The sequence below is a fragment of the Streptomyces sp. NPDC032091 genome, from assembly GCF_055580265.1.
This window is the reverse complement of the sequence record NZ_JBVILR010000002.1, coordinates 133,037-158,117: the sequence shown is the minus strand read 5'-3', so window position 1 is coordinate 158,117 and position 25,081 is coordinate 133,037. Positions and strand designations below refer to the sequence as shown.

At 73.1% G+C, this 25,081-nt stretch carries 24 protein-coding genes and 1 pseudogene; 20 read left to right on the top strand and 5 right to left on the bottom strand.

The window, feature by feature from the left end:
• Positions 1-247 precede the first annotated feature (247 nt).
• Positions 248-491: pseudogene (locus tag ACZ5NJ_RS03610) on the bottom strand (hypothetical protein); the annotation flags it as partial.
• 291 nt (positions 492-782) lie between these two features.
• On the opposite strand from ACZ5NJ_RS03610, the gene ACZ5NJ_RS03605 reads away from it, so the two are divergent.
• Complete coding sequence (locus ACZ5NJ_RS03605) at positions 783-1,142, top strand: STAS domain-containing protein (RefSeq protein ID WP_468762309.1); 360 nt, start codon at positions 783-785, stop codon at positions 1,140-1,142.
• A 52-nt stretch (positions 1,143-1,194) separates the two neighbouring features.
• On the opposite strand, the gene htpG is transcribed toward ACZ5NJ_RS03605, so the two are convergent.
• Positions 1,195-3,093 carry a molecular chaperone HtpG gene (htpG, locus tag ACZ5NJ_RS03600; protein WP_468762307.1) on the bottom strand — a complete coding sequence of 633 codons (1,899 nt, stop codon included), beginning with the start codon at positions 3,091-3,093 and terminating at the stop codon, positions 1,195-1,197.
• Between the two features lie 158 nt (positions 3,094-3,251).
• Here htpG and ACZ5NJ_RS03595 point away from each other — a divergent pair, with 158 nt between their 5' ends.
• Positions 3,252-3,713: a hypothetical protein gene (locus ACZ5NJ_RS03595; RefSeq protein ID WP_468762305.1), complete on the top strand. Its 462-nt coding sequence runs from the start codon at positions 3,252-3,254 to the stop codon at positions 3,711-3,713.
• Positions 3,714-3,771: 58 nt separating this feature from the next.
• Here ACZ5NJ_RS03595 and ACZ5NJ_RS03590 read toward each other — a convergent pair whose 3' ends face one another.
• Positions 3,772-4,200, bottom strand: a complete 429-nt coding sequence (locus ACZ5NJ_RS03590; protein WP_468762303.1) for a DUF6086 family protein — start codon at positions 4,198-4,200, stop codon at positions 3,772-3,774.
• Between the two features lie 938 nt (positions 4,201-5,138).
• On the opposite strand from ACZ5NJ_RS03590, the gene ACZ5NJ_RS03585 reads away from it, so the two are divergent.
• The 14 genes from ACZ5NJ_RS03585 to ACZ5NJ_RS03520 are packed head-to-tail and all read left to right on the top strand — an operon-like array spanning position 5,139 to position 17,014.
• The gene (locus ACZ5NJ_RS03585; protein WP_468762301.1) at positions 5,139-6,089 is read left to right on the top strand and encodes an NAD-dependent epimerase/dehydratase family protein; all 951 of its coding nucleotides are present in this window, start codon (positions 5,139-5,141) and stop codon (positions 6,087-6,089) included.
• Positions 6,089-7,105, top strand: coding sequence for a radical SAM protein (locus tag ACZ5NJ_RS03580; RefSeq protein WP_468762299.1), 1,017 nt, complete (start codon positions 6,089-6,091; stop codon positions 7,103-7,105). Before ACZ5NJ_RS03585 ends, ACZ5NJ_RS03580 begins: the two co-directional genes overlap by 1 nt.
• A gap of 3 nt (positions 7,106-7,108) precedes the next feature.
• Positions 7,109-8,068: a GNAT family N-acetyltransferase gene (locus tag ACZ5NJ_RS03575; protein WP_468762297.1), complete on the top strand. Its 960-nt coding sequence runs from the start codon at positions 7,109-7,111 to the stop codon at positions 8,066-8,068.
• Positions 8,068-9,504: a glycosyltransferase family 4 protein gene (locus ACZ5NJ_RS03570; RefSeq protein WP_468762295.1), complete on the top strand. Its 1,437-nt coding sequence runs from the start codon at positions 8,068-8,070 to the stop codon at positions 9,502-9,504. The genes ACZ5NJ_RS03575 and ACZ5NJ_RS03570 overlap by 1 nt, the downstream gene beginning before the upstream one ends.
• Positions 9,501-10,205: a PIG-L deacetylase family protein gene (locus tag ACZ5NJ_RS03565; protein WP_468762292.1), complete on the top strand. Its 705-nt coding sequence runs from the start codon at positions 9,501-9,503 to the stop codon at positions 10,203-10,205. The genes ACZ5NJ_RS03570 and ACZ5NJ_RS03565 overlap by 4 nt, the downstream gene beginning before the upstream one ends.
• Entirely contained in the window at positions 10,202-11,185 is a 984-nt protein-coding gene (galE, locus tag ACZ5NJ_RS03560; protein WP_468762290.1) for a UDP-glucose 4-epimerase GalE, read from the top strand. Before ACZ5NJ_RS03565 ends, galE begins: the two co-directional genes overlap by 4 nt.
• A 1-nt stretch (position 11,186) precedes the next feature.
• Positions 11,187-11,786 (top strand): histidine phosphatase family protein, encoded by a 600-nt coding sequence (locus ACZ5NJ_RS03555; RefSeq protein WP_468762288.1) that lies wholly within the window; start codon positions 11,187-11,189, stop codon positions 11,784-11,786.
• Positions 11,783-13,324, top strand: a complete 1,542-nt coding sequence (locus ACZ5NJ_RS03550) for an alkaline phosphatase family protein (RefSeq protein WP_468762285.1) — start codon at positions 11,783-11,785, stop codon at positions 13,322-13,324. The genes ACZ5NJ_RS03555 and ACZ5NJ_RS03550 overlap by 4 nt, the downstream gene beginning before the upstream one ends.
• A 1-nt stretch (position 13,325) precedes the next feature.
• Positions 13,326-14,243 carry an ABC transporter ATP-binding protein gene (locus ACZ5NJ_RS03545; protein WP_468762283.1) on the top strand — a complete coding sequence of 306 codons (918 nt, stop codon included), beginning with the start codon at positions 13,326-13,328 and terminating at the stop codon, positions 14,241-14,243.
• Complete coding sequence (locus ACZ5NJ_RS03540) at positions 14,227-15,024, top strand: ABC transporter permease (protein ID WP_468762280.1); 798 nt, start codon at positions 14,227-14,229, stop codon at positions 15,022-15,024. The genes ACZ5NJ_RS03545 and ACZ5NJ_RS03540 overlap by 17 nt, the downstream gene beginning before the upstream one ends.
• On the top strand, positions 15,021-15,266 hold the full coding sequence (locus ACZ5NJ_RS03535) for an acyl carrier protein (RefSeq protein ID WP_468762278.1): 246 nt from the start codon (positions 15,021-15,023) through the stop codon (positions 15,264-15,266). The genes ACZ5NJ_RS03540 and ACZ5NJ_RS03535 overlap by 4 nt, the downstream gene beginning before the upstream one ends.
• Entirely contained in the window at positions 15,263-15,925 is a 663-nt protein-coding gene (locus ACZ5NJ_RS03530; RefSeq protein WP_468762276.1) for a phosphatase PAP2 family protein, read from the top strand. The genes ACZ5NJ_RS03535 and ACZ5NJ_RS03530 overlap by 4 nt, the downstream gene beginning before the upstream one ends.
• A 7-nt stretch (positions 15,926-15,932) precedes the next feature.
• Positions 15,933-16,571, top strand: a complete 639-nt coding sequence (locus ACZ5NJ_RS03525) for a class I SAM-dependent methyltransferase (protein ID WP_468762274.1) — start codon at positions 15,933-15,935, stop codon at positions 16,569-16,571.
• A complete protein-coding gene (locus tag ACZ5NJ_RS03520; RefSeq protein ID WP_468762272.1) occupies positions 16,568-17,014 on the top strand; it encodes an NUDIX hydrolase in 447 nt (148 codons plus the stop codon). Before ACZ5NJ_RS03525 ends, ACZ5NJ_RS03520 begins: the two co-directional genes overlap by 4 nt.
• Before the next feature lie 52 nt (positions 17,015-17,066).
• On the opposite strand, the gene ACZ5NJ_RS03515 is transcribed toward ACZ5NJ_RS03520, so the two are convergent.
• Entirely contained in the window at positions 17,067-17,975 is a 909-nt protein-coding gene (locus ACZ5NJ_RS03515) for a LysR family transcriptional regulator (protein WP_468762270.1), read from the bottom strand.
• A 138-nt stretch (positions 17,976-18,113) separates the two neighbouring features.
• On the opposite strand from ACZ5NJ_RS03515, the gene ACZ5NJ_RS03510 reads away from it, so the two are divergent.
• The 4 genes from ACZ5NJ_RS03510 (at position 18,114) to ACZ5NJ_RS03495 (ending at position 24,126) form a co-directional block, all read left to right on the top strand.
• Positions 18,114-18,932, top strand: coding sequence for an inositol monophosphatase family protein (locus ACZ5NJ_RS03510; protein WP_468762267.1), 819 nt, complete (start codon positions 18,114-18,116; stop codon positions 18,930-18,932).
• A gap of 41 nt (positions 18,933-18,973) precedes the next feature.
• Entirely contained in the window at positions 18,974-19,570 is a 597-nt protein-coding gene (locus ACZ5NJ_RS03505) for an NADPH-dependent F420 reductase (protein WP_468762265.1), read from the top strand.
• A gap of 130 nt (positions 19,571-19,700) precedes the next feature.
• On the top strand, positions 19,701-20,639 hold the full coding sequence (locus ACZ5NJ_RS03500) for a pyridoxamine 5'-phosphate oxidase family protein (protein WP_468762263.1): 939 nt from the start codon (positions 19,701-19,703) through the stop codon (positions 20,637-20,639).
• A 46-nt stretch (positions 20,640-20,685) separates the two neighbouring features.
• The gene (locus tag ACZ5NJ_RS03495; RefSeq protein WP_468762261.1) at positions 20,686-24,126 is read left to right on the top strand and encodes a BTAD domain-containing putative transcriptional regulator; all 3,441 of its coding nucleotides are present in this window, start codon (positions 20,686-20,688) and stop codon (positions 24,124-24,126) included.
• 12 nt (positions 24,127-24,138) lie between these two features.
• Here ACZ5NJ_RS03495 and ACZ5NJ_RS03490 read toward each other — a convergent pair whose 3' ends face one another.
• Positions 24,139-25,050, bottom strand: coding sequence for an LLM class flavin-dependent oxidoreductase (locus ACZ5NJ_RS03490; RefSeq protein ID WP_468762259.1), 912 nt, complete (start codon positions 25,048-25,050; stop codon positions 24,139-24,141).
• Between the last annotated feature and the right edge of the window lie 31 nt (positions 25,051-25,081).

Here is a 25,081-nt window from a genome sequence, read left to right as displayed (position 1 = left end):
TCTTTCCCCCCCTTCCCCCCCCCCCCCTCCTCCCCCCCCCCCCCCCCCCCCCCCCCCCCCCCCCCCCCCCCCCCTTTCCCCCCCCACCGCCGTGTCCGCGCCCCCGGGTGACGACGGTGCACCCGGGGTAGGAGCGGAGGCGGCCGGGGCGGCCGTCGTGACGCAGCAGGGAACCTGCTCGCCTCCAACGATCGACGCCCGTCCCGGTCCGTCGGCGGTCCCCGGTCGCCCTGTACGGCGTACGTGATCAGCCGTGACCGGCTTCCTCCGCCACGCGCTCCAGTCGGAGCCGATGGTTCTCCCACCGCAGGCGATCACCCGGCGGCAGGTTGCCGTTGCCGTCCCGCAGACCGACGGCTCCGTCGATCAGCTCCCGGACGATGTCGGCGTGGGCGGTACAGCCCGACGATCCGCTCGCGCGACTCGTCGGCGGCGGCCCACATGTCCGCGTCGGATTCCGCGCCGTCCGCCAGCCAGGGCAACGCCTCGCCGGGACGGTCCCGGGACTGACAACCGGGGCGGGGGACGTCCCGCAGCCCCTCGGAACCGGGGGAGCGGGCCCGAAGAGGGGTACGGTGCCGTGGGGCGGGCATACTCCGGAGACAACCAGCCTGGTCTGGTGAGAGACCCCACGCCACCATCCGGCCGTACTGAGCGGCTGACGGAAGGTGCGGGTGGTCTTATCCGGCTTTGCACGGCCCGGTGCCGTGTGCTTGACGGCCTTCTCGCCCCGTTCGGGGAGCCGACCGTGATGGGCTCCCAACCGAACGGCGGACCAGACCATGCCTGCCGCCTTTGCCGTAGCCGTCCATGCCCTCCAACCCGGCCGCACGGTCGTGGCCGTGACCGGGGAACTCGACATGGAAACCGGCCCCCACCTCACCGAGGCCACCGACGCCCTCGCCCTGCGGGGGCTGGACCTCACGGTGGACATGTCGTCCGTGACCTTCATGGATTCCTGCGGCCTCGACAGCCTGTTGCGCCTGCGCCGCCGCGCCGATGCCGAAGGCGCCACCCTGCACCTGCGCGGGCTGCCCGAGCAGGCCCTGCGCGTCCTGGACCTCACGGGCACCCGCACCCTGTTCCGGCTGCCGGCTGCGCCCTGTCCCACCGGCCGGGGAGGGGCCTGCTGCCCCGTGTGATCCTGCGCAGGGCGGGCCGTGCCCCGTGGGGGGACACGGCCCGCCCCGACGGTTACAGCGTGCGGCTCAGGCGGTCGGTGAGCAGCCGGGTGAAGCGGGCCGGGTCGGGCAGGTCGCCCCCTTCGGCGAGCAGCGCGCTGCCGTAGACCAGCTCGGCGATCTCCACCAGTGCGGGGTCGTCGGCGCCCGCCGCGTGTGCCGTGCGCAGGGCGGTGATCAGCGGGTGGGCCGGGTTGAGTTCCAGGATCCGCTTGACGGTGGGCATCTGCTGGCCCATCGCCCGGTACATCTTCTCCAGGGTGGGCGTCACGTCGTGGGCGTCGCCGACGATGCAGGCCGCCGAGGTGGTCAGGCGCGAGGACAGCCGGACCTCCTTGACCTGTTCGGACAGGGTGGTGGTCAGCCAGGGCAGGAGGGCGGCGAAGTCCTCCTCGCGCCGGGCCTTGTCGGCCTCGGTCTCCTTCTCGTCGTCGGCGGATCCGTCGAGGTCGACCTGGCCCTTGGCGATGGACTGCAGACGGTGGCCGTCGAAGGCGGGGACCTGGTCGACCCACACCTCGTCGATGGGGTCGGTGAGGATCAGGACCTCGTACCCCTTGGCGGCGAAGGCCTCCATGTGCGGGGAGTTCTCCACCATGGCCCGGCTCTCGCCGGTCAGGTAGTAGATGGTGTCCTGGCCGTCCTTCATGCGCTCGACGTACTCGCGCAGGGTGGTGGTCCCGTCGGGGTCGTGGGTGGAGGCCGCCGACACCAGCTCCAGCAGGGCCTCGGTGTTGTCCGTGTCCTCGACCAGGCCTTCCTTCAGCGCCCGGCCGAACTGGGCCCACACCTTCGCGTAGCGCTCGGCGTCCTTCGACCGCATGTCCTTGAGGGCGCCGAGGACCTTCTTGACCAGGCGCCGGCGCACGCCGCGGATCTGGCGGTCGTGCTGGAGGATCTCGCGGGAGACGTTCAGCGACAGGTCGTGGGCGTCGACGACACCCTTGACGAAGCGCAGGTAGTTGGGCATGAGCGCTTCGCAGTCGTCCATGATGAACACCCGCTTGACGTACAGCTGCACGCCGGGCTTGGTCTCGCGGGAGAACAGGTCGAAGGGGGCCTGCGAGGGGATGAAGAGCAGCGCCTCGTACTCGAAGGTGCCCTCGGCGCGCATGTGGATCGTCTCGGCCGGGGGCAGCCAGTCGTGGCCGATCTGCTGGTAGAACTCGTTGTACTCGTCTTCGCTCACCTCGCTGCGCGGCCGCGCCCACAGCGCCTTCATCGAGTTGAGCGTGTCCTCGGTGCCGGCGTCCGCGGTGGCCATCCGGATCGGCCAGCGGATGAAGTCCGAGTACCGCTTGACGATCTGACGGATCTTCGTCTCGGACAGGTAGTCGGCGAGGCCGTCCTCGCTGTCGGCCGGCTTGAGGTGCAGGGTGACCGAGGTGCCCACGGGCAGCCCGTCGACGGCCTGGATGGCGTAGGTCCCCTCGCCGTCGGACTCCCACTGGGTGCCGGAGTCGGTGCCGGCGCGCCGGGTGCGCAGGGTGACCTTGTCGGCGACCATGAACGCCGAGTAGAAACCGACGCCGAACTGCCCGATCAGGCTCTCGGCGGTGGCGGCGTCCTTGGACTCCTTGATCTTCTCCAGCAGGCCCGCGGTGCCCGACTTGGCGATCGTGCCGATCAGCTCCACGAGATCGTCCCGCGTCATGCCGATGCCGTTGTCACGGACGGTCAGGGTGCGGGCGTCCTTGTCGACCTCCAGCGAGATGTGCAGGTCAGGGGTATCGGTCTCGGTGAGGCTGGAGTCGGTCAGCGATTCCAGCCGCAGCTTGTCCAAGGCGTCGGAGGCGTTCGAGATCAGCTCGCGCAGGAAGATGTCCTTGTTCGAGTAGATCGAGTGAATCACCAGGCGGAGCAACTGGCGGGTCTCGGCCTGGAATTCCAGCGTCTCGACACTGCTGCCCATGGGGGTCTCTTTCTGTGGTCAACGGGCGGATGACAGTCCGATTGTCATCCACTGGATGACATGTTACAGCCGTGGCAGTCCGGCGCGGGGGCGTTTCCCGATGCCGGTGCGCACGCCCCCATCCCCCATCCCCATCCCCCTGGTGGGACGGTGGTGGGGTGTTGGTCGAAGTAGAGGCAGCGCAGCTTGCTCCGTCGATGCCCATGGCTGTCCGCGTGCACTCGCCGGTGGGCGCCGTTGTGGGGCTGTGGCAGGGGGATCCTGAGGCAGTGGGGCGGGAGCACCACGTCGAGTGGACTGTGGATGAGGACATCGCCTGGACTGTGAATACCTGGCCAAGTGCCGCTGGTGTCTTCGAGCTGCGGGACGAGGGCGACCGCATCGTCTTTCGTGGGCGGCTGAGCCTCTTCGAAGACGGAGGCGCTGCCCTGGAGGTGGGTGGCACGCAGATCCTGTTCGACCTTGCCGACCCGCCACCGCCGGAAGGCGTCGATGGGATCGTGGGTCGAGGTTTCTGCGGAACGGGACCGCGTCACCGTCTGGCCCTGCGGGTTCTGACTGCCGGCGGCTGGTCCGGTGTCGCGCCGGTCATCGCACCGCCGCCGGACACTCCGTCTTGAGCGCGTACCTGCGGCTCCGGCACCCGGCGCAAGAGCCGGCGCCGATCCATGCGCCCTCTCAGGCCGCCATGAAGCGGCTCAACTCGCGTGACCTCTGCTGAAGGGCGGCTGCCCAAGCCTCGTCAGAGGAATCGGGGGCCGTCGGGACCTGAACATCCTTGAGGCCGCCGGCCCCGGCGACGGGTGCCGGCTGCCATGCCACCTCGATGCCCGCTCGCTCCGCCAGGGCCAGCACCGTCACGACGAACCCCTCGGACAGGGCAGCCACGACGGCGTGCCTCGTTCCCCGGTGCCATGCGAGCAGGGCGGCGACGAACGCCTCGAACACGAGGGGGTCGATCTGGCACTCGTCGCTCCGCATGGGGCCGATGCCGGAGGGGAGGTTCAGTTCGGCCTGGTAGACGCGCACCTGGCGCATGAAAAGCCGGGAGGCCCCGTTGGACGGGTTCCACAGGGTCTGGTCACCCATGCCGTAGTACTGGCTCAATGCGGCTCCTCCCTGTGAAGGTCGTGCTGTGGTGGGCGATGACCGGCACGGTGTCCGGCATCCCGCGAGGCTATCCGAGGGTTCCGAAACGTTGCTGCGCGGGTCTCGCCTTGAACCGCCAAACGGCGTGCTCCAGGCCGCCCTCGTCGTGCCCGAGAAGCGCGGTGGCGTCTTCGTACACCCTGCGCAGTTGCTCGTAGCCGAGGCCCAGGCTGCCGGCGTCCGCAGCGAAAGCACGCGGCCGAGCCATGTGCGGAGATCGTCGCGCGTGTCCACTCCGTGGGCGGCCAGGAGGTCGGTGATGGCGCGGGCTGTCGCGGCCTTCCCGGCGTGGCCGAACCTCATGGCGACGGCAAGGTCCTCCGTGGCCAGTCGAGGGCCGGCGCCAAGAAGGTGCTGAACGTGGTCGGCGAGGCGCTGGGCGAGGCTGGGCACGGTCATGGGTCGATGGTGACGGGCGCGTCCGGTCGTCCGGGCGGAAAGGCCGAGAAGTCGACGTCCAGCTCGTGGCCGGCCTCCCCGGCCTTTCCGAAAGGCGCGGGTGACGGGCGGTGCGTTTCGCGTGAGCGTTTACTCACCGGTACGCAGGAGGGGGGAGGGGAGGGAGGGGAGGCGGTCGGCCAAACCACGGCAGGTTTCGAGACAGACAAGCGGTCGGCGGTGCAGCCCGGGGGGAGCGGAAAACAAGGCTCCGGGTTCATCTCACCTGGGATTACTGGTCAAAACCGAACAGAAAACGATCGAAACGTGACCTGAGTCACGCTGAGATGGGGTGGTTTCGCAGCTTAGGGTGGCAATGTCGATCACGGGCCTGGCGGCACTTCCGCCCCCCATCAAGCCGGCCCTGAGTATGCGTACCGGCATACCGGCAAACCGACAGACCATTCACGAGTTGACCCACTAGCGGGGACGCTGAGGTATTGGTTATGCGGAAAGCTTTGAGAGATCGGATCCTGGTGACCGGCGGCGCCGGTTTCATCGGCGGGCATCTCGCCCGCGCCCTGGCGGCATCCGGCAAGGACGTCACGGTCGTCGACGACCTGCGGGTACCGCCCCTCATTCCGCCGGAGGGAACGGGGAAATTCCTTGAGAAATCCGTTCTGGAGTTAGAGGAGAGGGACCTCTCCGATGTGCGGCTGGTCTACCACCTCGCCTCGCACAAGAGCGTCCCTCGGTCCTTCAAGCAGCCGCTCGACTACCTCGACAACGTGGATTCCGGCCGCCACCTGCTGAACCTCTGCACCACGGCCGGCGTCCCGAAGACCGTCGTCGGCAGCACCTGCGAGGTGTACGGCCAGGCCGACGTCCTGCCCACCCCGGAGAGCAGCGCCCTCTCCCCGCGCTCGCCCTACGCGGCCAGCAAGGTCGGGCTGGAGATGGTGGCCGGGGCGCACCAGCGGGCGCCGGGCGCCCCCGAGGTGGGCATCGTCCGGTTCTTCAACGTCTACGGGCCCGGTGAGCGGCCCGACGCCCTCGTCCCCAGGCTCTGCGCCAACCTGCTCACCCGCAACGAGCTGCCCGTGGAGGGCGACGGCGAGCAGCGCCGCGACTTCACCTACATCGCCGACGTCGTCGGCAAACTCCTCGCCCTCGCCGACCGGCCGCTCCTGCCCGTCGTGAACTTCGGCTCGGGGCGGTCCCTCTCGGTCAACGAGGTCGTCGCGATCCTGGAGGGGATGTCCCCGGGAGCCCGGGTGGCGCGCAAGGAGGGGCGGCCGAACGAGATCGCCGAGTTCCGGGCCGACACCGCCCTCCAGACCGGGCAGGTCGGCGCCGCGCCCGCCGCGGTGGGCATCGAGGAGGGGATCCGGCGGACCCTCGCATGGTGGCGTTCCCGGCATCCCGACGACACACGCCAGCGCATCTTCCAAGAGGAGGGGGCCGACTGATGGCCGGCTACACCGCACCCGTACGCGCCAGTCTGGACGTCACCTACGCGTGTGACCTGCGCTGCATCCACTGCCGGACCAACACCGGGGAGATCCCCCTCCACATCCGGCGCAAGATGCTCTCCATCGAGCAGCTCCAGGACATCATGCTCCAGCTCGACCGGATGGGCACCTTCGAGATCACCCTCACCGGCGGCGAGCCCACGATCCGCAAGGGGTTCTGGCAGCTGCTGGACGTGGTCCCGAAGCTGCGGCACTCGACCGTCACCCTCATCACCAACGCGGCGGCGCACACCCGGGAACAGCTCGACCGGATCGTGGACAGCGGCATCTCGTCCGTGCGGGTCAGCATGGACGGCACGCGCGAGACCTTCGCCGCCGTCCGCCTCATGGACGTGTTCGACACCGTCGTGGAGAACTCGGTCTACCTGCGCGACCGCGTCAGCAGCTTCAAGGTGCTGACCACCGTGATGAAGACCAACCAGCACAACGTGTTCGACCTCGCGCACTACCTGCGGGCCCACGGCTTCCGCCGCCAGGACCTCATCCTGGTCCGGGCGCACGGCCGCGGCGGCCGCAACCGCCTCCTGCTGACGGAGGAGGAGACCATGGCGGTCCACCGGCGGGTGACCGCGTTCAAGCAGGACGTCCCGGCCACGGACTTCGACCTGAACCTCAACGCGCCCTACCTGGTCCCGGGCGAGAAACTGCGCCCGTTCCAGGACGTGGTCATGTTCCCCTACCTGGTCCGCGACAGCAGCATCGCGATCTCCGCCACCGGCGACGTCACCATGAGCCGCCTCTACAGCGCCGCCCCCCTGGGCAACACCAAGGACGCCGCGGTGCGCGAGATCTGGACCCAGGGCCAGCGCCAGCTCGTCGAGGAGCAGGAGGAGTTCACCGAGGAGCGGCTGCGCGAGATCTTCTGGGACTTCGCCTCGGACGAGGGGGCCGACGGCCCCCCGCTCACCTCCCTGCTGGACCGGCAGATCTTCGAAGGCGCGGAGGTGAGGTAGGCCGTGGCCAGGGAGGCACTGATACGGCTGTACGACCTCACCCCGGGGCTCCGGGCCCTGCCCGCCGCAGCCGCCGAGGCCAACGCCGCCGCCGGGGCGGCCCCCGTCGCCGTACGGGTCCGGCCGGGCGCCGGCCCGCGGGCCGAGTCGGCCGTCGAACTGCACCGCGACGGGACCCTCCTGGGCCGGTGCGCCGTCAACGCCGACGGGCCGGGCACCGTCGGCGCCGTCGAAGTGGCGGGCACGGTTCCCGCGGCGGACCGGGCCGACGTCCACTGGCTCCTCGTCCGGGCGGCCCTGGAGCGGCTGCTGTGGCTCGGCTACGCGTACGCGCTGGTCGAGGTCGGCGCGCACGCGGACCGCTTCCCGCCGGAGCTGAGCCGCGCGGCGTGGTGGATCCCGGACTCCACGGAGCCCCGCAGCGCCGTGGCCCGCGACGACCGCAGCCTGGAATGGGCGGACCTCTTCATCGACTTTCGCACCTGGAAGCCGAGTTCCACGCCCACGTCCCTGACGGTCGGCGGCCGGGACCTGTGGGTGCGCCGTCCCGAGGCCAGTGAGGAACTGCTGATCGTCGACTGGCTCAGGGAGACCTTCGGCGGCGGCTGGGCGAGCGAGATACACCGCTCGTTCGCGCGGGACCCGATCTCCTCGGTGATCGTGGTCGACCGCGACAGGGAACTGCCGCCCAAGGACCGCCTGCTCGGCTTCCTCGCCTACGACACCGCGCGGCTCGGGATGCTCTCGGCGATCGCGCTCGTCCCCGGGGCGCGCGGCCGCGACCTGTCCCTGGCGACCGCGCTCATCGAGGAGTGCCTGCGCGAGGCCCGGGCCAGCGGTATGACCTACGCCGTCCTCGGCGGGGTGGGCGAGGCCCGCCCGGCGGCGCTGCGCGCCTTCGGCGCACTGTGGACCATCCCCGGCTCGTGCCCGGGAATCTTCGGGAGGGGTGTGCGGAACTGATGGAGATCGTCCTTACCGTCTCCGACCAGGTCTGGGGCGGAAAACACCGCTACATGTACGACGCGGCGCTCGGGCTGGCCGGGGCGGGCCACGCGGTCACCGTCCTCGCGGAGGAAGGCGGCGCGATGCTCCGCGAGTGTCGCGCCGCCGGGCTCCGGGCCGTCGCCGTACCGCCCTTCGCCGCCGACGCGGCCGACGCGGCCGAGGGAGCCGACGCGGCCGCTGCCGCCGACGCCGCCGACGCGGTCAGCCAGGCGCTCGCGGACCTCCGCCCCCGCATCGTCTGCGTCACCGGCCGCGCGGACGCCGCCGCCGTCCACCGGGCCCGCGCCCGGGACGGCCTCGACGCCGCCGTGGTCCTCTTCCGCCACTCGGCCTTCCCCCTGGGGACCACCGAGGAGGTGCGCGGCCTGTTCAGCGGCGTGGACCTCGTCCTCGCCACCTCGCGGGAACAGCGCCGGCGCCAGTTCGAGCCCCTGATCAAGGCCGGCGTCCTGCGGGACGAACAGGTCGAGGTCCTCACCAGCGGCGTCGGGGACCCGCTGCTCGCGGCCCTGGACGCGTCGGACCGCGAGGCCGCACGGCGGGAACTGGGACTGCCGCCCGACCGGTTCGTGTTCCTCGTACTGGCCCGGCTCTCCTGGGAGAAGGGCGTCGACCGGGTGATCGACGCCCTCGCCGACCTCGGCCTCCCGCCGACGGCCACGCAGCCGCTGCTGCTCGTCGCGGGTGACGGGCCGCTGCGGGAGGAACTGCGCCGCCAGGCCGCGGAACGGGGCGTCGCCGACCGCGTCCGGTTCACCGGCCACCAGACACAGGTCGCCCCGCTGCTGGCGGCCTGCGACGCCGTCGTCCTCGCCGGCACCGTCCCCGAGACGGGCCCGCTCGCGCTGAAGGAGGCCATGGCCGCCGGCCGTCCCGTCATCGCCTCCGCCCAGGGCGGCATCCCCGAGTTCGTGGAGGACGAGCGGCACGGCCTGCTGGTCCTCGACGACGAGGACCTCCGGCAGGCGATGCGCCGGCTCCTGGACGACCCGGAGGCCGCCCGGGCGTACGGGGCCGCCGGATCCGAGGCGGTGCGCGGCGGCCACCGGGCGGCGCGGCGCGCGGAGTACCTCGTCCACCGCCTCGACCTCCTGGCCCTGGACCGGCTCGGCCCGCAGGCGCTCCTCGACGAACTGGCCTGGGACGACGTACGGGTGCGCGAGGAGGCGGAGGGCGGCTTCGTCTTCGTACCGCGCACGTCGCACATCATGGAGCTCGACCGCGACACCTACGCCGCCCTGCGCACGGCCGTCGAGGCCGGTGAGCCGCGCCGGCTGCTCACGCCCCCGGGCACCGGCCCCGCCGCGCTCGTACGCCGGCTCTACGCCATGGGCGCGCTGGTCAGGCAGGGCGCAGCCGCCCCCGGGCGACCGGCCGCGGAGGACGCGTGAAGGTCCTGGTCATCGCCGCGCACCCGGACGACGAGGTGCTCGGCGCCGGAGCGACGCTCTCCGCCCTGAGCCGGCAGGGCGCGCACGTGCACGTCCACATCCTCGCCGAGGGCGTCTCCCTGCGGCACCGGGGCGTGACGATCGAGCACGCCCGCGACCGCTGCCGGGCCGCCGCCGAGGCACTCGGCGCCGCCGAGGTCTCCTTCGGCGGCCTGGCCGTGGACGGCAGCCTCCTCGCCGACCTCCCGCAGCGCCATGTGGTCGACGCCGTCGGCCGGACCCTGCGCGCGGCGCGCCCCGAGATGGTCCTCACCCACCACCCGGGCGACATCCACGCCGACCACCGCGGCGTGGCCCGGGCGGTGGTGTACGGCACCCGGATCCTGGGGGCCGGATCCGTCCGGCAGGTGCTGCACTTCGAGGTCCTGTCGTCGACGGAGCAGCAGACGGGCCTGGCGGCCCCGTTCGCACCGAACCTGTTCTACGACGTGACGGGGCACGTCGAAGCCAAGTGCCGGGCGCTGGCCGCCTACCCCTACGAGGTCTTCGAACCGCCCCACCCGCGCTCCCCGGAAGCCGTGCGGACCCTGGCGTCCTACCGGGGCACGCAGGTCGGCGTGGAGGCGGCCGAGGCGTTCATGACCGGCCGGGAACTGCGCGGCCCCCTGTCCGTACGACCCGATGGAGGCGATGTGCGATGAGAGTGCTGGTGACCGGGGGAGCCGGGTACGTGGGCTCCTTCACCGTACGGCGGCTGCTGGCCGCCGGCCACGAGGTCGAGGTCGTGGACGACCTCAGCACCGGCCGCCGCGAAGCCGTCCCGCACAGCCGCCTGCACGTCGTGGACGTACGCGACACCGCGGCGATGGCCCCGGCCTTCGAGGGGTTCCGCCCCGACGCCGTGATCCACTTCGCGGCCCTGAAGTCCTCCGAGGCCTCGCTGCGCGACATCGCCACCTACTTCGACGTGAACGTCACCGGAACGCAGAACGTGCTCGCGCTGTGCGCCCGCACCGGGGTGGAGCGCTTCGTGTTCTCCTCCTCCTGCGCGGTGTACGGCACCCCGCAGATCTGCCCCGTGGACGAGACCGCGCCGGTCCGGCCGCAGAGCCCCTACGGCGAGACGAAGTACGTGGGCGAGCGCATGATCGCCTCCTACGCGCAGGCCACCGGGATGCGCCACGCCGCCCTGCGCTACTTCAACGCGGCGGGCGCGGCCGACGACGCCTCGTGGGGGGAGTACGCGGGCCCCTCGGCGACCCAGCTCCTGCCGGTGGCCGTACGCGTCACCCTCGGCCTGGCCCCCGTCCTGCGGATCTTCGGCGAGGACCATCCGACGCCCGACGGCACGGCGCTGCGCGACTACGTCCACGTCGAGGACCTCGCGGCCGCGCACCTGCGCGTGCTGGAGGGCCTCGACGACCCCGCGCGCTGCGGCCCCGTGAACCTGGGCCGCGGCAGGCCGGTCAGCGTGCGCGAACTGGTCGACGCCCTGCGCCGGGTCTCGGGCAAGGACACCCCCGTCGCCGTGGCGCCGCGCCGCCCCGGCGACCCGGGGCTGTCCTGGGCCGACCCGGGCCTGGCGCTGAGCCGGTTCGGCTGGCGGGCCGAGCGCGACCTCGACGACATCGTCCGTACGGCGTGGGACTGGCACACCACCGCCCCCGCCTCGCTGGAGTGACATGCACCTCTACCTACTGCGCCACGCCGAGGACCGCGGCGGCACACACCTTCCGCACGGTGCGGACCTGACCGGGCGGGGGCGGCTGCAGGCCCGGGCCGCCGCCCGGTGGCTGGCCGGACGCGGCCCCACCGAACTGCGCACCAGCGTGCTGCCGCGGGCCCGGCGGACCGCGGAATTCGTCGCCGGGCGCACCGGCCTCGCCGTCCGGGAGGACCCGCGCCTCAACGAGATCGCCTGGGCCGCGCCCGGGGGCGGGCCCCTGCCGCACCCCCGGGAGGACCGGCTGCATCCGCCGCCCCCGGGCGCGGAGTCCTGGCACGCGTTCCTGACCCGGGTCGCCGCCTGCGTGAGCGGGCTGTGCCGCCGGGCCGCGGCGGACCAGCGGATCGTACTGGTCACCCACAGCGGCTTCTTCGACGCCGTGAACGAGCTGCTGTGCGGCGGCGGAAGCCGGATCGAGCTGCTGGTGGACCACGGCGCGATCACCCACTGGCAGTACCGGCCCGGGCACCCGGGCGGAGCCTGGCTGCTGCACCGGCACAACACGGTCCCCGCCGTCGAGCGGGGACCCTCGGACAGGACGGGGGCGGGAGCATGACCGGACGACGCAGGCTGGTCGTCATCTGCGTGGACGGCGGCCTTCCCGGGGTCATCCGGGAGCACGACTTCTTCAACCTGAGCCGGGCGCTGACCACCCTGCCCGGTACCCCCGTCCACGACCTGCGCAGCGTCTTCCCCTCCTCGACGGCCCCCTCGCACGCCTCCTTCCTCACGGGCACGCACCCGAACGGGCACGGGATCGTCGGGAACCGGTTCTGGGAGCGGGAGGACGCCCGGGAGATCCGGGAGCGCGCCGAGGACCCGCTGTCCTCCTTCCACCCGTACGAGAGCAGTTCGCTGACCGCACCCGGTCTGCTCGACTGGTTCGCCGGCCAGGGCGCCTCCGCGGCCGCCGTGCACTTCCCGCAGACCTTCTCCCGTACCGTCCGGCAGACGTCCCCCGGCTGCTACTGCCTCTACGCTCCCGCGCGCGAGCTCGTCGTCCCGCTCGCGCCGGCCGCCGCCGGGGCGGCCGACGGATGGGTGGACGTCCCGTACCCGGGGCACGAGGTGCGCCTGTACCTGCACGTGGACCGGCGGTCCGGGACGGTCAGGGTGGGCGGCGGCGAAGGGACCGCGTCCGTGGCCGGCCCGGAGCCCGTCCGGCTGGACGTCGCGGTGCCCTCGGGCTCGGTGTCGGTGGCGGTCTCGTGCCGGCCGCTCGGCGGTGACCGGATCGGGCTGCGGCTGGGCACCGCCGTGATCACCCTGGGGTTCGGCGGGCTGGAGGTGGCCGGCCGCCCGGGGGAGGGGCCCGCCTCGCTGCACGTCGAGTACACCGCCAACCCGCACCACGCCTTCCACGAGTCACCCCGCGCCGAATGGGTGGAGCGGACCGCCCTGGAGGTGCTGGAGCGGCACGATCCCGACGTCCTCTTCGTCCGCTTCAACCAGGCCGACCACGCACAGGAGTTCCTGTACTGGCACGCGGTCCGCGGCGGCGCCGGCGAACGCGACCGGGCCCGGCAGCAGATCCTGGACGTCTACGCCCGGATCGACGCCTGCGTGGCACGGCTCGCGGAGGCCGTGGGCGAGCAGGCGCAGTACCTGCTCTTCTCCGACCACGGCATCGACTACGTCGAGACGCACCTGCGGCCCGACACCGTACTGGCGGACCTGGGCCTGGCCGACCGCATGGTGTTCCAGGGCGACAGCAACTGCGCCTACCTCTACGCCGACGTACCGCTTCGCCCCGAGGAGGAGGACCTCGTCGGACGGGCGCTGCTGGCGCTCGATCCGTCCGTGCGGGTGCTCCCGGCCGCCGAGCAGGACCGGCTGAAGCTGCCCGTGGGCAGCCCCCGGCTGGGGCGGCTGACGGTCGCCTGCGGCCGGCACGTGGAATTCCAGTACGCCGGCGCTCCGCCCGCGGAGGCCGTGGCCTCGGCCTCCCACGGGTACCTCCCCTCGGATCCGGCCATGAACGGCTTCTACCGCGCCTTCGGGAGCGCGGCGGTACGGTCGACGCCCCCCGCGGACATCACGGGCGCCGCCGCCGTGGTCCGCAGCACCTGGCTCCGGGCCACCCGGGGAACCTGACATGGCACACACCGCGAGTGACAGCGCGTACGAGGTCGAGGGCCTGCACAAGCAGTTCGGCGGCGCCGCCCGGCCGGCCAATACGGAGATCTCCTTCCGCATCGGCCAGGGCGAGTTCTTCGGACTCCTCGGCAGCAACGGAGCGGGAAAGACCACCCTGATCAAACAGATGATCGGACTGGTACGGCCGGACCGGGGCACGGTCCGGCTCCTCGGCCGGGACGTCCTCGCCCACCCCCGCTTCACGGCCTCCACCGTCGGCTACATGCCGCAGACCGCCTTCGCCCTCAACAGCCTGACCGTCAAGGAGGCCGTCTACTTCAGCGCCCACCTGCGCGGGGTCACCGCCCGGGCGGCCCGGCGGGAACGCGACGCCCTGCTGGAACTGCTCGGCCTGACCGGCCTGGCCGGCAAGGTGGCCCGGCAACTCTCCGGCGGGGAGCGCCGGCTGCTGCAGATCGCGGTGACCCTCAGCGGCTCGCCCCCCGTCCTCATCCTCGACGAACCCACCAACGAACTCGACCCCTCCCGCCGCCGCCAGGTGTGGCACCTGCTCAGGGACCTCAACCAGCGCGACGGCCGCACCATCGTCCTCATCACCCACAACGCCATCGAGGCGGAACAGGTGATCGAACGCGTGGGGATCCTCAAGGAGGGCCGGCTCGTCGCCCTGGGCGCCCCCGCCGCACTCAAGTCCTCCCTGCACTCCCGGGTACGCCTGTCGATCACCCTCGGCGAAGGGCAGGCGCACGAACTGCCCGACTACGCCCAGGTGCAGCACCTGCACCGCGGCAGGGTCGTCGCCCTGGTCGACTCCGCGGACCTGCCCCGCCTGACCAAGGAGGTGGACCTCACCCGGTTCCCCGAGTTCACGCTGCACACCGCGACCCTGGAAGACGTCTATGTCAGCTACGCATGACGGAAAACGCGGGCTGGGCTTCCCCGGGCAGGTCTGGGACCTGTTCCGGATCCAGCTCACCAACTGGCGCTGGTCCTGGCCCCAGATGGTGCTCACCGGGACCCTCGCCCCGCTCGTCAGCATCGCCGCCCTGGGCCTCTTCGCCAGGAACTCCGGCGCCGGGGCGACCGAGTACGTCCTCACGGGCAGCGTCACCATGGCGATCCTCTTCGAGACCCAGAACAGGATCGCCAGCAACTTCGCCTTCATGCGCGGCAACGGCGCCTTCGAGTACTACGCCGCCCTCCCGGTGCGGCGCGAAGCCCTCATCCTGGCCACACTGGCGGCGTTCACCGTCCTGGCCCTGCCCGCCATCGCGGTGACGCTGCTGCTCGGTTCGGCCCTCCTCGACGTCCGGCTCGCGTTCTCCCCCCTCGCCCCGGCCTGCCTGCTGCTCGCGCTGCTCCCCTCGGCCGGGCTGGGCGCCCTCATCGGCAGCAGGTCCGCCACCATCGAACAGGCGTCCTCGCTGAGCCTGGCCACCACCCTCGTCATGATGGCCGCCGGACCCGTCGCCGTCCCCCCGGACCTGCTCCCCGACGTACTGGTCCGGATCGGCCGCCTCAACCCGGCGGTGTACGCGGCCGACGGCCTGCGCTCCTCCCTGACCAGCCCCGACGGCCACCGGGCCCTCGCCGACATGGCGGTGCTCGGCGTCTTCGCCGCCGCGGTCTGGGCACTGACCGCCACCCGCATGCACTGGCGCGCCCGCCCCCTCTCACGAAAGGGACCACGTCCATGACCGAGCAGGAATTCCTCGCCGTCCTCGCGCCCCTGATGGAAGAGATCACCGGAAGCCCCTTCTCGCGGGAGCAGATCGACGTGGCCTTCGGCGACCTCGACATCGACTCCCTCAACCAGATGGAGATCATCAGCCGGGTGGAGGACGAGTTCGGCTGTCAGCTGGAGGACAGCACCCTGCGGACCATCCGCACCCCGCGCGAACTGCTGGAGCACCTGGCGAAGTCCGACAGCCCGGCATGAGCACACCGAGCCGCACCCGGTCGCGGGCCCGATGGCCGCTGCGGCCGGTGTGGCCGGTGTGGCTCGCGTGGTGGGCCGCCGTACACGCCGTCCTGCTGCTGCTGCTCCTCCTGACCCTGCGGCGGGACGGGGAGCTGAGCGCCGCGCTCTGCTCCTGGGCGGCCGACGGCGGCGGGCGCGTCCGGATCCTGGAAGCGCTCACCTCCTGGGGCGACCCGTGGCCGGTGACCCTCCTCGCCGTCGGATCGGCGTCCTACGCCCTCCTGCGGCGGGACGTCACCGGCGCCGCCGTCCTCCTCCTCGTCCCGTACGCCGCCACCCTGAGCTGCAACCTGCTCAAGGACCGGGTCCAGCGCCCGCGCCCCGCGCTGGGCTGCGCCGCGCTCCACGCCGAGGGCTTCGGCTTCCCGAGCGGACACGCGGTCGGCGTGACCACCGGCTTCCTGCTGGCCGCCCTGTACGCCGGCGCCCGCACGCCCCGGCGCGTGGCGGGGCCGCTCCTCGTACTGGCGGCGGTGGCGGCCGAACTCGTCGCGTGGAGCCGGGTGTTCCTCGGCGTGCACTTCGGTGTCGACGTGCTGGCCGGCCAGCTCCTGGGCGTCGCCTGGCTGCTGCCCGCCGCCCTGGCGCTGCGCCGCCCCCGTGGCCCCGTGCCATGATGCGACGGTGCCGTTCAACCACAATGACCACTACCACGACCTCTTGCTCCGCGAGCTCCCCGCCTCCTGCCGCAGGGCCCTCGACGTGGGCTGTGGCGAGGGGCGGTTCGCGACGGAACTCGCCCGCCGGGGGATCGAGGTGGACGCCATCGACCCGGACGAGCGCGTCATCGCCATCGCCCGGGAGCGCGGCGCCGGGGCCGAACTCCCCGGACGCGTCCGCTTCGAGCGGGCGGACGTCACGCGGCTGGAGCCGCGACCGGGCACCTACGACTTCATCGCCTGCCTGGCCAGCATCCACCACGTCCCCTTCGAGACCGTCCGCACGCTTCGCGCCTCCCTCACCGACGACGGCGTCCTGGTGATCCTCGGCTGCTACCGCGAGACCTCCTTCACGGACCGCGCGCTGAGCCTCCTGGCCGTGCCCGTCAACGCCGCGTACCGAGCGGCGGTCTTCCTCGCGGAGCGCCGCTCGCCCGCTCCCCCCTCGGCCTCCACCGCTCCGGTGGCCGCCCCGTCGATGTCCCTGGCGGAGATCCGCCGCGCCTGCGGAACGGACCTCCCCGGAAGCCGCATCCGGCGGCTCCTCTTCTGGAGGTACCTCCTGGTCTTCCGCAACGACGCGACGGGCGGGACCACCGCATGAGCGACCGGTACCGCCTGGGGGCCACCTGCGTCGCCTTCGACGCCGCGGGGCGCGTGCTCATCACCCGCCGCCGCACCCCCGAACGCTGGGAACTCCCGGGCGGACTGGTGGACCCGGGCGAGGCGTTCCAGGACGCGGCCGGGCGCGAGACCCACGAGGAGACCGGGGTCCACGTGGAGGTCCACGGCCTGGTGGGGGTCTACCAGCACCCCAGCCGCGGCATCCTCGCCGGTGTGTTCCTCGCGACCGCCGTGTCCGGAGAGCCCGGCCCCACCGCCGAGGCCAGCGCGGCCGAATGGGCGGAGGTGGACGACGCCCTCACCCGCCTGCACCCCCTCTACCGCCCCCGGCTGGAAGACGCCCTGCGGGCCAGGGCGTCGGTGGCGTTCCGGGTGCACGAGGGCACGGAGGTGCTGGCACTCCTCGAATCCAGACCCCTCTGAGGCGAGCTGAGGACAACGCCGGGCAGACCGCTTGCCCACCGGCCGGCGCCGACTACGGCGACGCTCCGTCCAAGGCCAGCGCCGTCCGCGCCAGTCCGCGCAGCCAGGCGTGGGCCTGGTCGGTGTCGTAGCGCTGATGCCACGACAGGTACACCGACGCCGACGGCAGTTCGAGCGGGAGGGGCAGTACGGCCAGGCCGAGGTCGGCGACCGCCGGCCGTGCGGTGGCTTCGGGGACGCTGACCAGGAGATCGGAGCCGCGCGCGAACTCCAGCGCGGCCGCTTCGGTGGGCACGCTCGCCACCACGCGGCGGGTGAGGCCGTGCAGCGCGAGGGCGTCGTCGAGCGCGTTGCCGAGGTTTCCACGCCGCGAGACGGTGACGTGTTCCGCCGAGGCGTACTGCTGGGCGGTGACGGTTCCGACGCGGGTGAGCGGGTGCCCCTGCCGCACGACGACGACCAGGCGGGTCCGGCCCACGTTCTCGGCACGGATGTCCGGTGCGCTCGGCCGGTTGGCGTTCGCCTCCAGGTCGACCTCGCCGCGCCGCAGCCCGGGGGTGTCGACGCTCGATTCCGCGACGAACCGCAAGCGCACCCCCGGCGCCTGTCCCCGTACGGCCGAGAGCAGTGCGGCACCGCTCAGGGCGACCAGGGAATCGTGCCAGCGGAGTGTGAAGGTGCGCTCCAGCGTCGCCAGATCGAGTTCACGGCTCGGTGCCAGCACCCCCTGGACCTGGTGCAACAGCTCATGCACCTGGGCCCGGACGGCGATCGCATACGGCGTCGGGGTCATCGTGCGCCCGGTGCGCACCAGGATCTGGTCCCCGGTCGTGCGCCGGATCCGGCCCAGACTCCGGCTCATCGCGGGGGCGGTGACGTGCAGGCGGGCGGCCGCCCCGGCCACGCTGCCTTCCTCCAGCAGCGCGTCGAGCGCGGCGAGCAGATTCAAATCCAATTGCATCTGAGTAATCCTAGGCGTGCTTGACATGCATTTGAAGTTAATCAAGGAGGTGGATACCTTCGAAACCAGAGCGGGGCACGGAACGCACAGCCCGGACCGGACCGCCTCAATCACCCCTCCTCACCTGGGAGTACCGCCATGCCCGAAACGCTTCAGGCCACTGATGTCGCCGCCTCCGACGCCGACCTGCTCGGCCGGACCGCGATCGCCGTGCGCGCGGCCGGTGCCGCGCTGCGCGAGCGCTTCGGCGAGGTGGTCCGCTACCGGACCCGCGAAGAGCTGATGCGTGCGCTCGCCGCCAACGACGACACGGCCCTCGACATCCTGCGCCCCCGCCTCACGGCACTGCGCCCGGCCGCCGGCTGGGTGGAGGACGAACTGGACGGCGGGGCGCTGCCGCCCGGCGAATGGTGGGTCGTCGATCCGGCCGAAGGCAACGTCAACCACCTGCACGGCCTGCCGGAGTGGGCGGTGACCGCCACCCTCGTGCGCGAGAACCGGCCGGTGCTCACCGCGGTCCACCTCCCGTTGACCGGCGAGACCTACACCGCGCTCACCGGCGCGGGCGCCCACCTCGACGGCCGGCCGCTGCGCGTCTCCCAGACCGCGGACCTCGGCCTGAGCATCGTGGCCACCAGCCAGGCCCGGCCGGACGAGGACGAGCAGGTCGTGCGGCGCGTCGGCTCCTCGATCACCGCGATGCTCTTCGACGCGCTCGTCGTCCGCACCGCCGTGCCCGCGACACTGCACCTGCTGGACGTGGCCGCCGGCCGGATCGACGCCTTCTGGCAGTTCGCCGGAGCCCGCGCGGACCTCCTGCCCGGGGCGCTGCTCGTCACCGAGGCCGGCGGACGGATCTCCGACGCCGAGGGCCGCCCCTGGACCCCGCAGAGCCAGAGCCTCCTGGCCGCCGCGCCCGGCGTCCACGCCGAGGCCGTCGCCACGCTCTCACGCTGACCGCGCACCACCAACCGCACGCACGGAAGGACCAGATCATCATGACCAGGATCGCAGTTCTCGGAAACGGCCGCGTGGGCGGCAGCCTGGCCGCAGCCCTCACCCGGGCAGGGCACGAGGTGACCGTGGCGGACCGCACGCCGGGCGCCGCCGCCGACGCCGCCCGCACCGCCCGGATCGTCATCAACGCCACCCCGGGCGCCGGCTCGCTGGACCGGCTCGTCGCCCTGCGCGGGGAACTGCGCGACAAGATCCTCGTCGACGTCTCCAACGCCACCGTCGACGGACCGGACGGACTGCCCGCCGACCTGATCTATCCCGGCTCAAGCCTTGCCGAGCAACTCCAGGAAGCGCTCCCCGAAACCCGCGTCGTCAAGACGCTCAACACCATGCTCTTCCCGGTGATGACCGCCCCGGCCACGCTCACCAGGGCGCCCGACGCCTACCTCTCCGGCGACGACCCGCAGGCCAAGGAGACCGTCCGCGAACTGCTCCTCGACCTCGGCTGGCGCAGCGAGTGGATCACCGATCTCGGCGGGATCCGGACCGCCCGCGCCACGGAGGCCGCGATCCTGTTCGTACCGCACGTGATCCGGGCCAGTGGATTCGCACCCTTCGCGATCTCCATCGCCCGCTGATCCGCACGCGGCGGCAAGTCGGCGCCAAGTGCGTGCCAAGAGGGGCCGGGCACGGTGTCGTATCCCCTGTCGGCATTCGACCCTGGAGCGAACGACCGTGTCTCCCCGCAGTACCCCCCGGAGCGGCGCGATGACGCTGCTCGACTCCGCCCCGCCCGGCGTCCTGGACGCCTACCGCACCTGCGAGTTCGTCACCCTCGCCAAGGACGGAACGCCACTGGCCTGGCCGACGGCGGTCGCACGCCGCGAGGACGGGACGCTGCTGCTGACCACCTCCCTCGCCTTCGCGCAGAAGGCGTTCAACGTCCGGCGGGACGGCCGGGTGGCCCTGCTCTTCTCCGACCCGACGGGCAGCGGTCTCGCACACGCGCCGCAGATCTTCGTCACCGGCCGCGCCGAGTGCCCGGACACGGTCATGGCGGGCCCGCGGGGCGCCGAGGAGTACTGGCGCACGCTCTTCGAGCGGCAGCCGCACAGCCGCGCGTACCTCCGGCTTCCCCTGCGGCCGCTGATGTCCTGGTACTACCTGCGCCTCCTCATCACGGTCACGCCGGAACAGGTCATGGTGCGGCCGCCGCTGGAAGAGCTCCTGCACCACGACCTGCCGCCCGCCGTGGCCGGCCCGTCGCTGCTCCCCGGAGCCGAACAGCTGGGGCGGCTCCCCTCGGCGGTGCTCGCCGCACGCGATGCCTCGGGGGCCCCGGTCCTGGCCCGCACCCGCCCGCGGCCGACGCGGTCGGGCTATCTGGTCGAGGTGCCGCCGGACTGCCCCGTCGAGCCGGGAGCGGCCAGCCTGCTGGTCCACCGGCACGACGAACTGCTCCACCACATGTACAACGCGCTCGTGCGCGGCGACCTGCGGCATACCGGCGCGGGATGGCTCCTGACGCCCTCCGCCGTCGTCGAGCCCATGGGCTCGGGGCGTGCGAGCGACGCCCTGCGGGTCCTGAGGCGGACGAAGCGGTCCACCGACCGCTACCTCCGGCGCCGAGGCCTGCGCCGCCCGACAGTGCAGTGGGACCGGTTCCGCGCCCTCGCGGAGCCGGGGGCGGCGGCGGAGGGGAGCTGAGGGGAGACCCACCCCTGACCAGGGACCCGTCTACGATGTTCTTGTCATGATCACATTGAAGGTGCTCGGCCCCTTCCGGGCCGAGGTCGACGGCCGTCCGGTCGACACCCGGGGCCGGCTCGCACGGATGGTCCTGGTCCAACTGCTGGTCGCCCGCGGGTCGGTCGTTCCCACGGAGCGCATCATCGAGCGGCTGTGGCCGACGCGCGTCCCGCCGAGCGCGCAGGCGTCGCTGCACGCCTACGTCGCACGCCTGCGGCGAGCCCTCGAACCGCGGCGGCCGCCCCGCACCCCGGCACGGGTGCTGGTCAGCGCGCCCTACGGCTACGCCCTCGCCGTGGAGCGGGACGCGGTCGACGCCTGGGTGTTCGAGGACCAGGTGGCCGCCGGCTCGGCGGCGGGACTGCCCGCGCACATCGCCGCCGAGTGCCTGACCCGGGCGCTCGCCACCTGGGGCGGTCAGCCGTACGCCGAGTTCGCGGACGAACCGTGGACCGCCGGGGAGCGCACCCGCCTGGAGGAGATACGGCGCGGCGCCCGCGAACGGCTCGCCGCGGCCCGGCTGCGCTGCGGACAGACCGCACAGGTACTCGCCGACGCGAGGGCTCTGACCAGGGAGCAGCCGCTGCACGAGGAGGGCTGGCGGCTGCTGGCCCTGTCGTTGTGGGCCCACGACCGTCAGGGCGACGCCCTGGCCGCGCTGCGGCAGGCCCGGCGCCTCCTGGACGAGGACCTGGGCGTCGCACCCGGCCCCGCCCTGCTGGAGCTGGAACAGGCCCTGCTGCACCAGCGGTTCGACCTGCTCCACCGGGAGACCGCCGATCCCGCCGCACCGGGCGTACCCGCCGCACCGGGCGTACCCGCCGCACCGGGCGTACCCGCCGCACCCGGCGTACCCGCCGCGTCCGCCGTGCCCCACGCCCCGCCGCAGACGGCGCCGCCCGCCACCCCGACGGTGCTCGCCGCCGACCGCCTCCTGGGCCGCGACGAGGAACTCGCCCGCATCTCCGCCGCCGCCGACCAGGCCCGCGCCGGCCGGGCTCAGGTGGTCCTGGTCTCCGGAGAAGCCGGAATCGGCAAATCGAGCCTCCTGGAGGCCACCCTCCGGCAACTGCCCGCACAGGGCTGGCTGACCGCCTTCGGACAGTGCCCGGAGACCGAGGGCGCCCCGCCCGGCCGGGCCTGGTTCGACATGCTGCCGGACCTCGCGCAGGCCTCCCCGCCCGGCCCGTACGCCGACGAGCTCGCCCCCCTGCTGGCCCCGGGCACCGAGACCGGCCCCGCGCAGCCGGACGGCAGCCCCGCCCGCCGCTTCCGGCTCCACAAGGCCCTGCTCGGCTGGCTCCGCGACACGGCACTGCGGCAGCCGCTGGCCGTCCTCCTGGACGACCTGCACCGGGGCGACCAGGAGAGCGTCGAGCTGTTCCTGCTGTGTGCCGAACAGCTGCGCGACGTACCGCTGCTCCTGGTCGGCTCGTACCGCACCGGCGAGGGCGACCTGACCGCGGCACTCGCCCGCCTCGCCGCCCACCCGCCCGTACGCCTGGCACTCGACGGACTGTCGGACACCCAGGCGAAGGCGCTGCTGCGGCGCACGGCGGCCGGCATGAGCGACCGGGCCGCGGCGGCCCTGGCCGAACGCGCCGGCGGCAACCCCTTCTACCTGCGCGAGAGTTCGCTCCTGCTGGCCGGAGAGGGCGAGGAGAAGGCGCTGGCCAGCATCCCGCAGGGCGTCCAGGACGTGCTGCGCCGCCGGCTGGCCCTGCTCGCGCCGACCGTCACGGCCGGGCTGCGCCTGGCGGCCGTCGCCGGACGCGAGGCCCCGGTCGCCCTCCTGGTCCACGCCGCGGACCACGACGCCGATCAGCTCCTCGACGCCCTGGACGCCGGCATCACCGCGGGACTGCTCAGCGAACCGCGACCGGGCACCGTCCGCTTCAGCCACGCCCTCGTACGCGACGCCCTCGAAGCCGACCTCACCCGCCTGCGGCTGGCCCGTATGCACTCCCGCCTCGGCCGGAGCCTGATCGCGCTCGGCTCCGACGACGTCGCCGCCACCGCCCACCACCTCCTGCGCGCCTCGGCGGTCGTCACCGCAGACGCCGGCCCGGCGGTCCACCACGCCCGGCTCGCGGGCGAGCAGGCCGTACGCCGCTACGCACCGCAGAACGCGGAGACCCTCCTCGGCGAGGCCCTGCGCCTGCTGACCGACCACCCGGCCGCCTTCGCCGGCCAGGACGCCTCCCTGCTGCGCGTCCTGCTGCTCGGCCAACTGGTCGACTGCCGGATCCGGATGGGCGCCGTGGTGCCCGCCCGCGAGGCGCAGCGGCAAGCCGTACGGGTCGCCCGCGCGGAAGGACGCGCCGATCTGCTGACCGCGGCCTACACGACCTGGACCGAACCGACCCCCTGGCGCGTCCGCGCGTACGCCGACTCCGACCCCGAGGCCGTCGCGGAACTCGGCAGGCTGCTGGAGAACCGAAGCCTGGCCGACCGGCAGCGCTGCCTGCTCCTCGACCAGCTCGCCGACGCGCTCGACGACACCGATCCGCGCGCCCTGACCGTCGCGTACCAGGCCGTGGAGGTCGCCCGGGCGATGGGCGAGCCACGCCTGCGGGGGCTGACCCTCACCTCGCTGCTGCGCCGGGTCGACTGCGAACTCGACCCCGGCGCCTACCTGCCGCTCCACGAGGAACTCACCGAGGTGGCCGCCTCCCAGGACAGCCCCGAGTACTCCTGGATGAGCGCCTACACCGCCGCCCGCATCGCCGCCGCCCGCAACGACCCCGAGCACATGGAGCGCTGCCTCGTGCGCGCCGACGGCATCGCCCGCACCTACGAGCTCCAGGGCGCGTTCGCGGTGGCCCGGCTGCGCCGCCCCATGCTCGCCATGGCGCAGGGGCGCTTCGAGGAGGCGGAACGGGAGCTGGGCGCGGCGGTGGCGGAACTGCGGGCCCGGGGAGCGGTGGACCTCAGCGGTCTGGCGGGTCTGGCCCTCGGGTGCATACGGCTGCGGCAGGGCCGCCTCGCGGAGGTCCTCCCCGTGCTCCTCGCCGTGTGGGAGCAGTACCAGCCGCACAACGAGGCCCTCACCGCGCTCGCCCTGCTCGCCGCGGGACGCCCCGACGAAGCCCGCGAGGTCTTCGCCCGGCGCGCTCCGCTGCTGCCCGACTTCGCCTACTCCATCCTCGCCGGGCTGCGCGGCGCGGCCGCCGTCGCCTTCGGCGACCGGGAAGCGGCCGCCGAGGTCTACGCGGACCTGCTGCCCCTCGCGGGGCTGGCGGGAGGGGCGAGCAGTCTCAGCCTCGTCTTCCGGCCCGTCGCCCAGACCCTGGGCGAACTCGCCCGGTTCCTGGGCCGCCCGGACGACGCCCGGCGCCACTTCCACGAAGCCGTGCGGGTGGCCGCCGCCTGGGACTCGCCGCACTGGGAGGCCGCCGCCCGGGCCGCCCTGGCCGACCCGCCGGCGGCGTCCGCGCCCGCGTAGGAACGGCCGGGGTCAGCCGCCGGTCAGCTCGGCCGTGAACCGCGCCGCCAGATCCAGGTATTCCTCGGGGGAGTCCGTCGTCAACTGGAGGTCCACCAGCACCTCGTCGGTGTCCGCCCGGCACATCGCCCTCAGGTGGTCGCAGATCTGCCGCACGGTCCCCCGCCGATGGGTCTGCGCGGGGTCCGCTTCGGCCGTGGTGACGTGGGCGTTGACGCGGAACACCCGGCGCAGCGCCCCCGGGTCGCGTCCCGCCCGCTCGGCCGCTTCGCGGGCCACCGCCCAGAGACCGTCGAAGTACGGCAGCGGCATCGAGGCCGCGAGCCAGCCGTCCGCACGCCGCCCGACCCGCTCCAGGGCGAACGGGGTGAACCCGCCCAGCAGGAGCGGGGGCCTCGGGCTCTGGAGGGGCCGGGGCAGGACGGTCGAGGGCGGAATCGTCCACAGCGGGCCGGTGTGGACCACCGTGCCGGACCGCCACACGGCCTCAAGGACGTCCAGGGTCTCCTCCAGCCGAGCGCCACGCCCCTGCCACGGCACCGCGGCCGCCTCGTACTCCTCGCGCATCCAGCCCAGCCCGAGCCCCACGTCCAGACGTCCGCGGCTGATCAGGTCGAGGGTGGTGAGCGCCCGTGCGAGCACGAGGGGCGGCTGCCACAGTGCGTTGAGGGTGCTGCTGCCCAGGCGCACCCGCGAGGTCGCCGCGGCCGCCACGCCCAGCGCGAGCAGTGGATCGAGGTGCGTGCCGTAGCGGACGGGCATCGGTCCGCCCGGGTAGCCCTCGGGCGGGGTCAGCGGCGCCAGGAGCCGGTCGGCCACCCAGAGGCTGTCGCAGCCCAGCGCCTCCAGGGCCGTACACATGGCGGCCGTGCGGCCGGGATCGGCGAACGGGCCGAACTGGGGGACGGAGAATCCGAAGCGCATCGGCGGGCTTTCCTCGATCGGTACGGGAAGT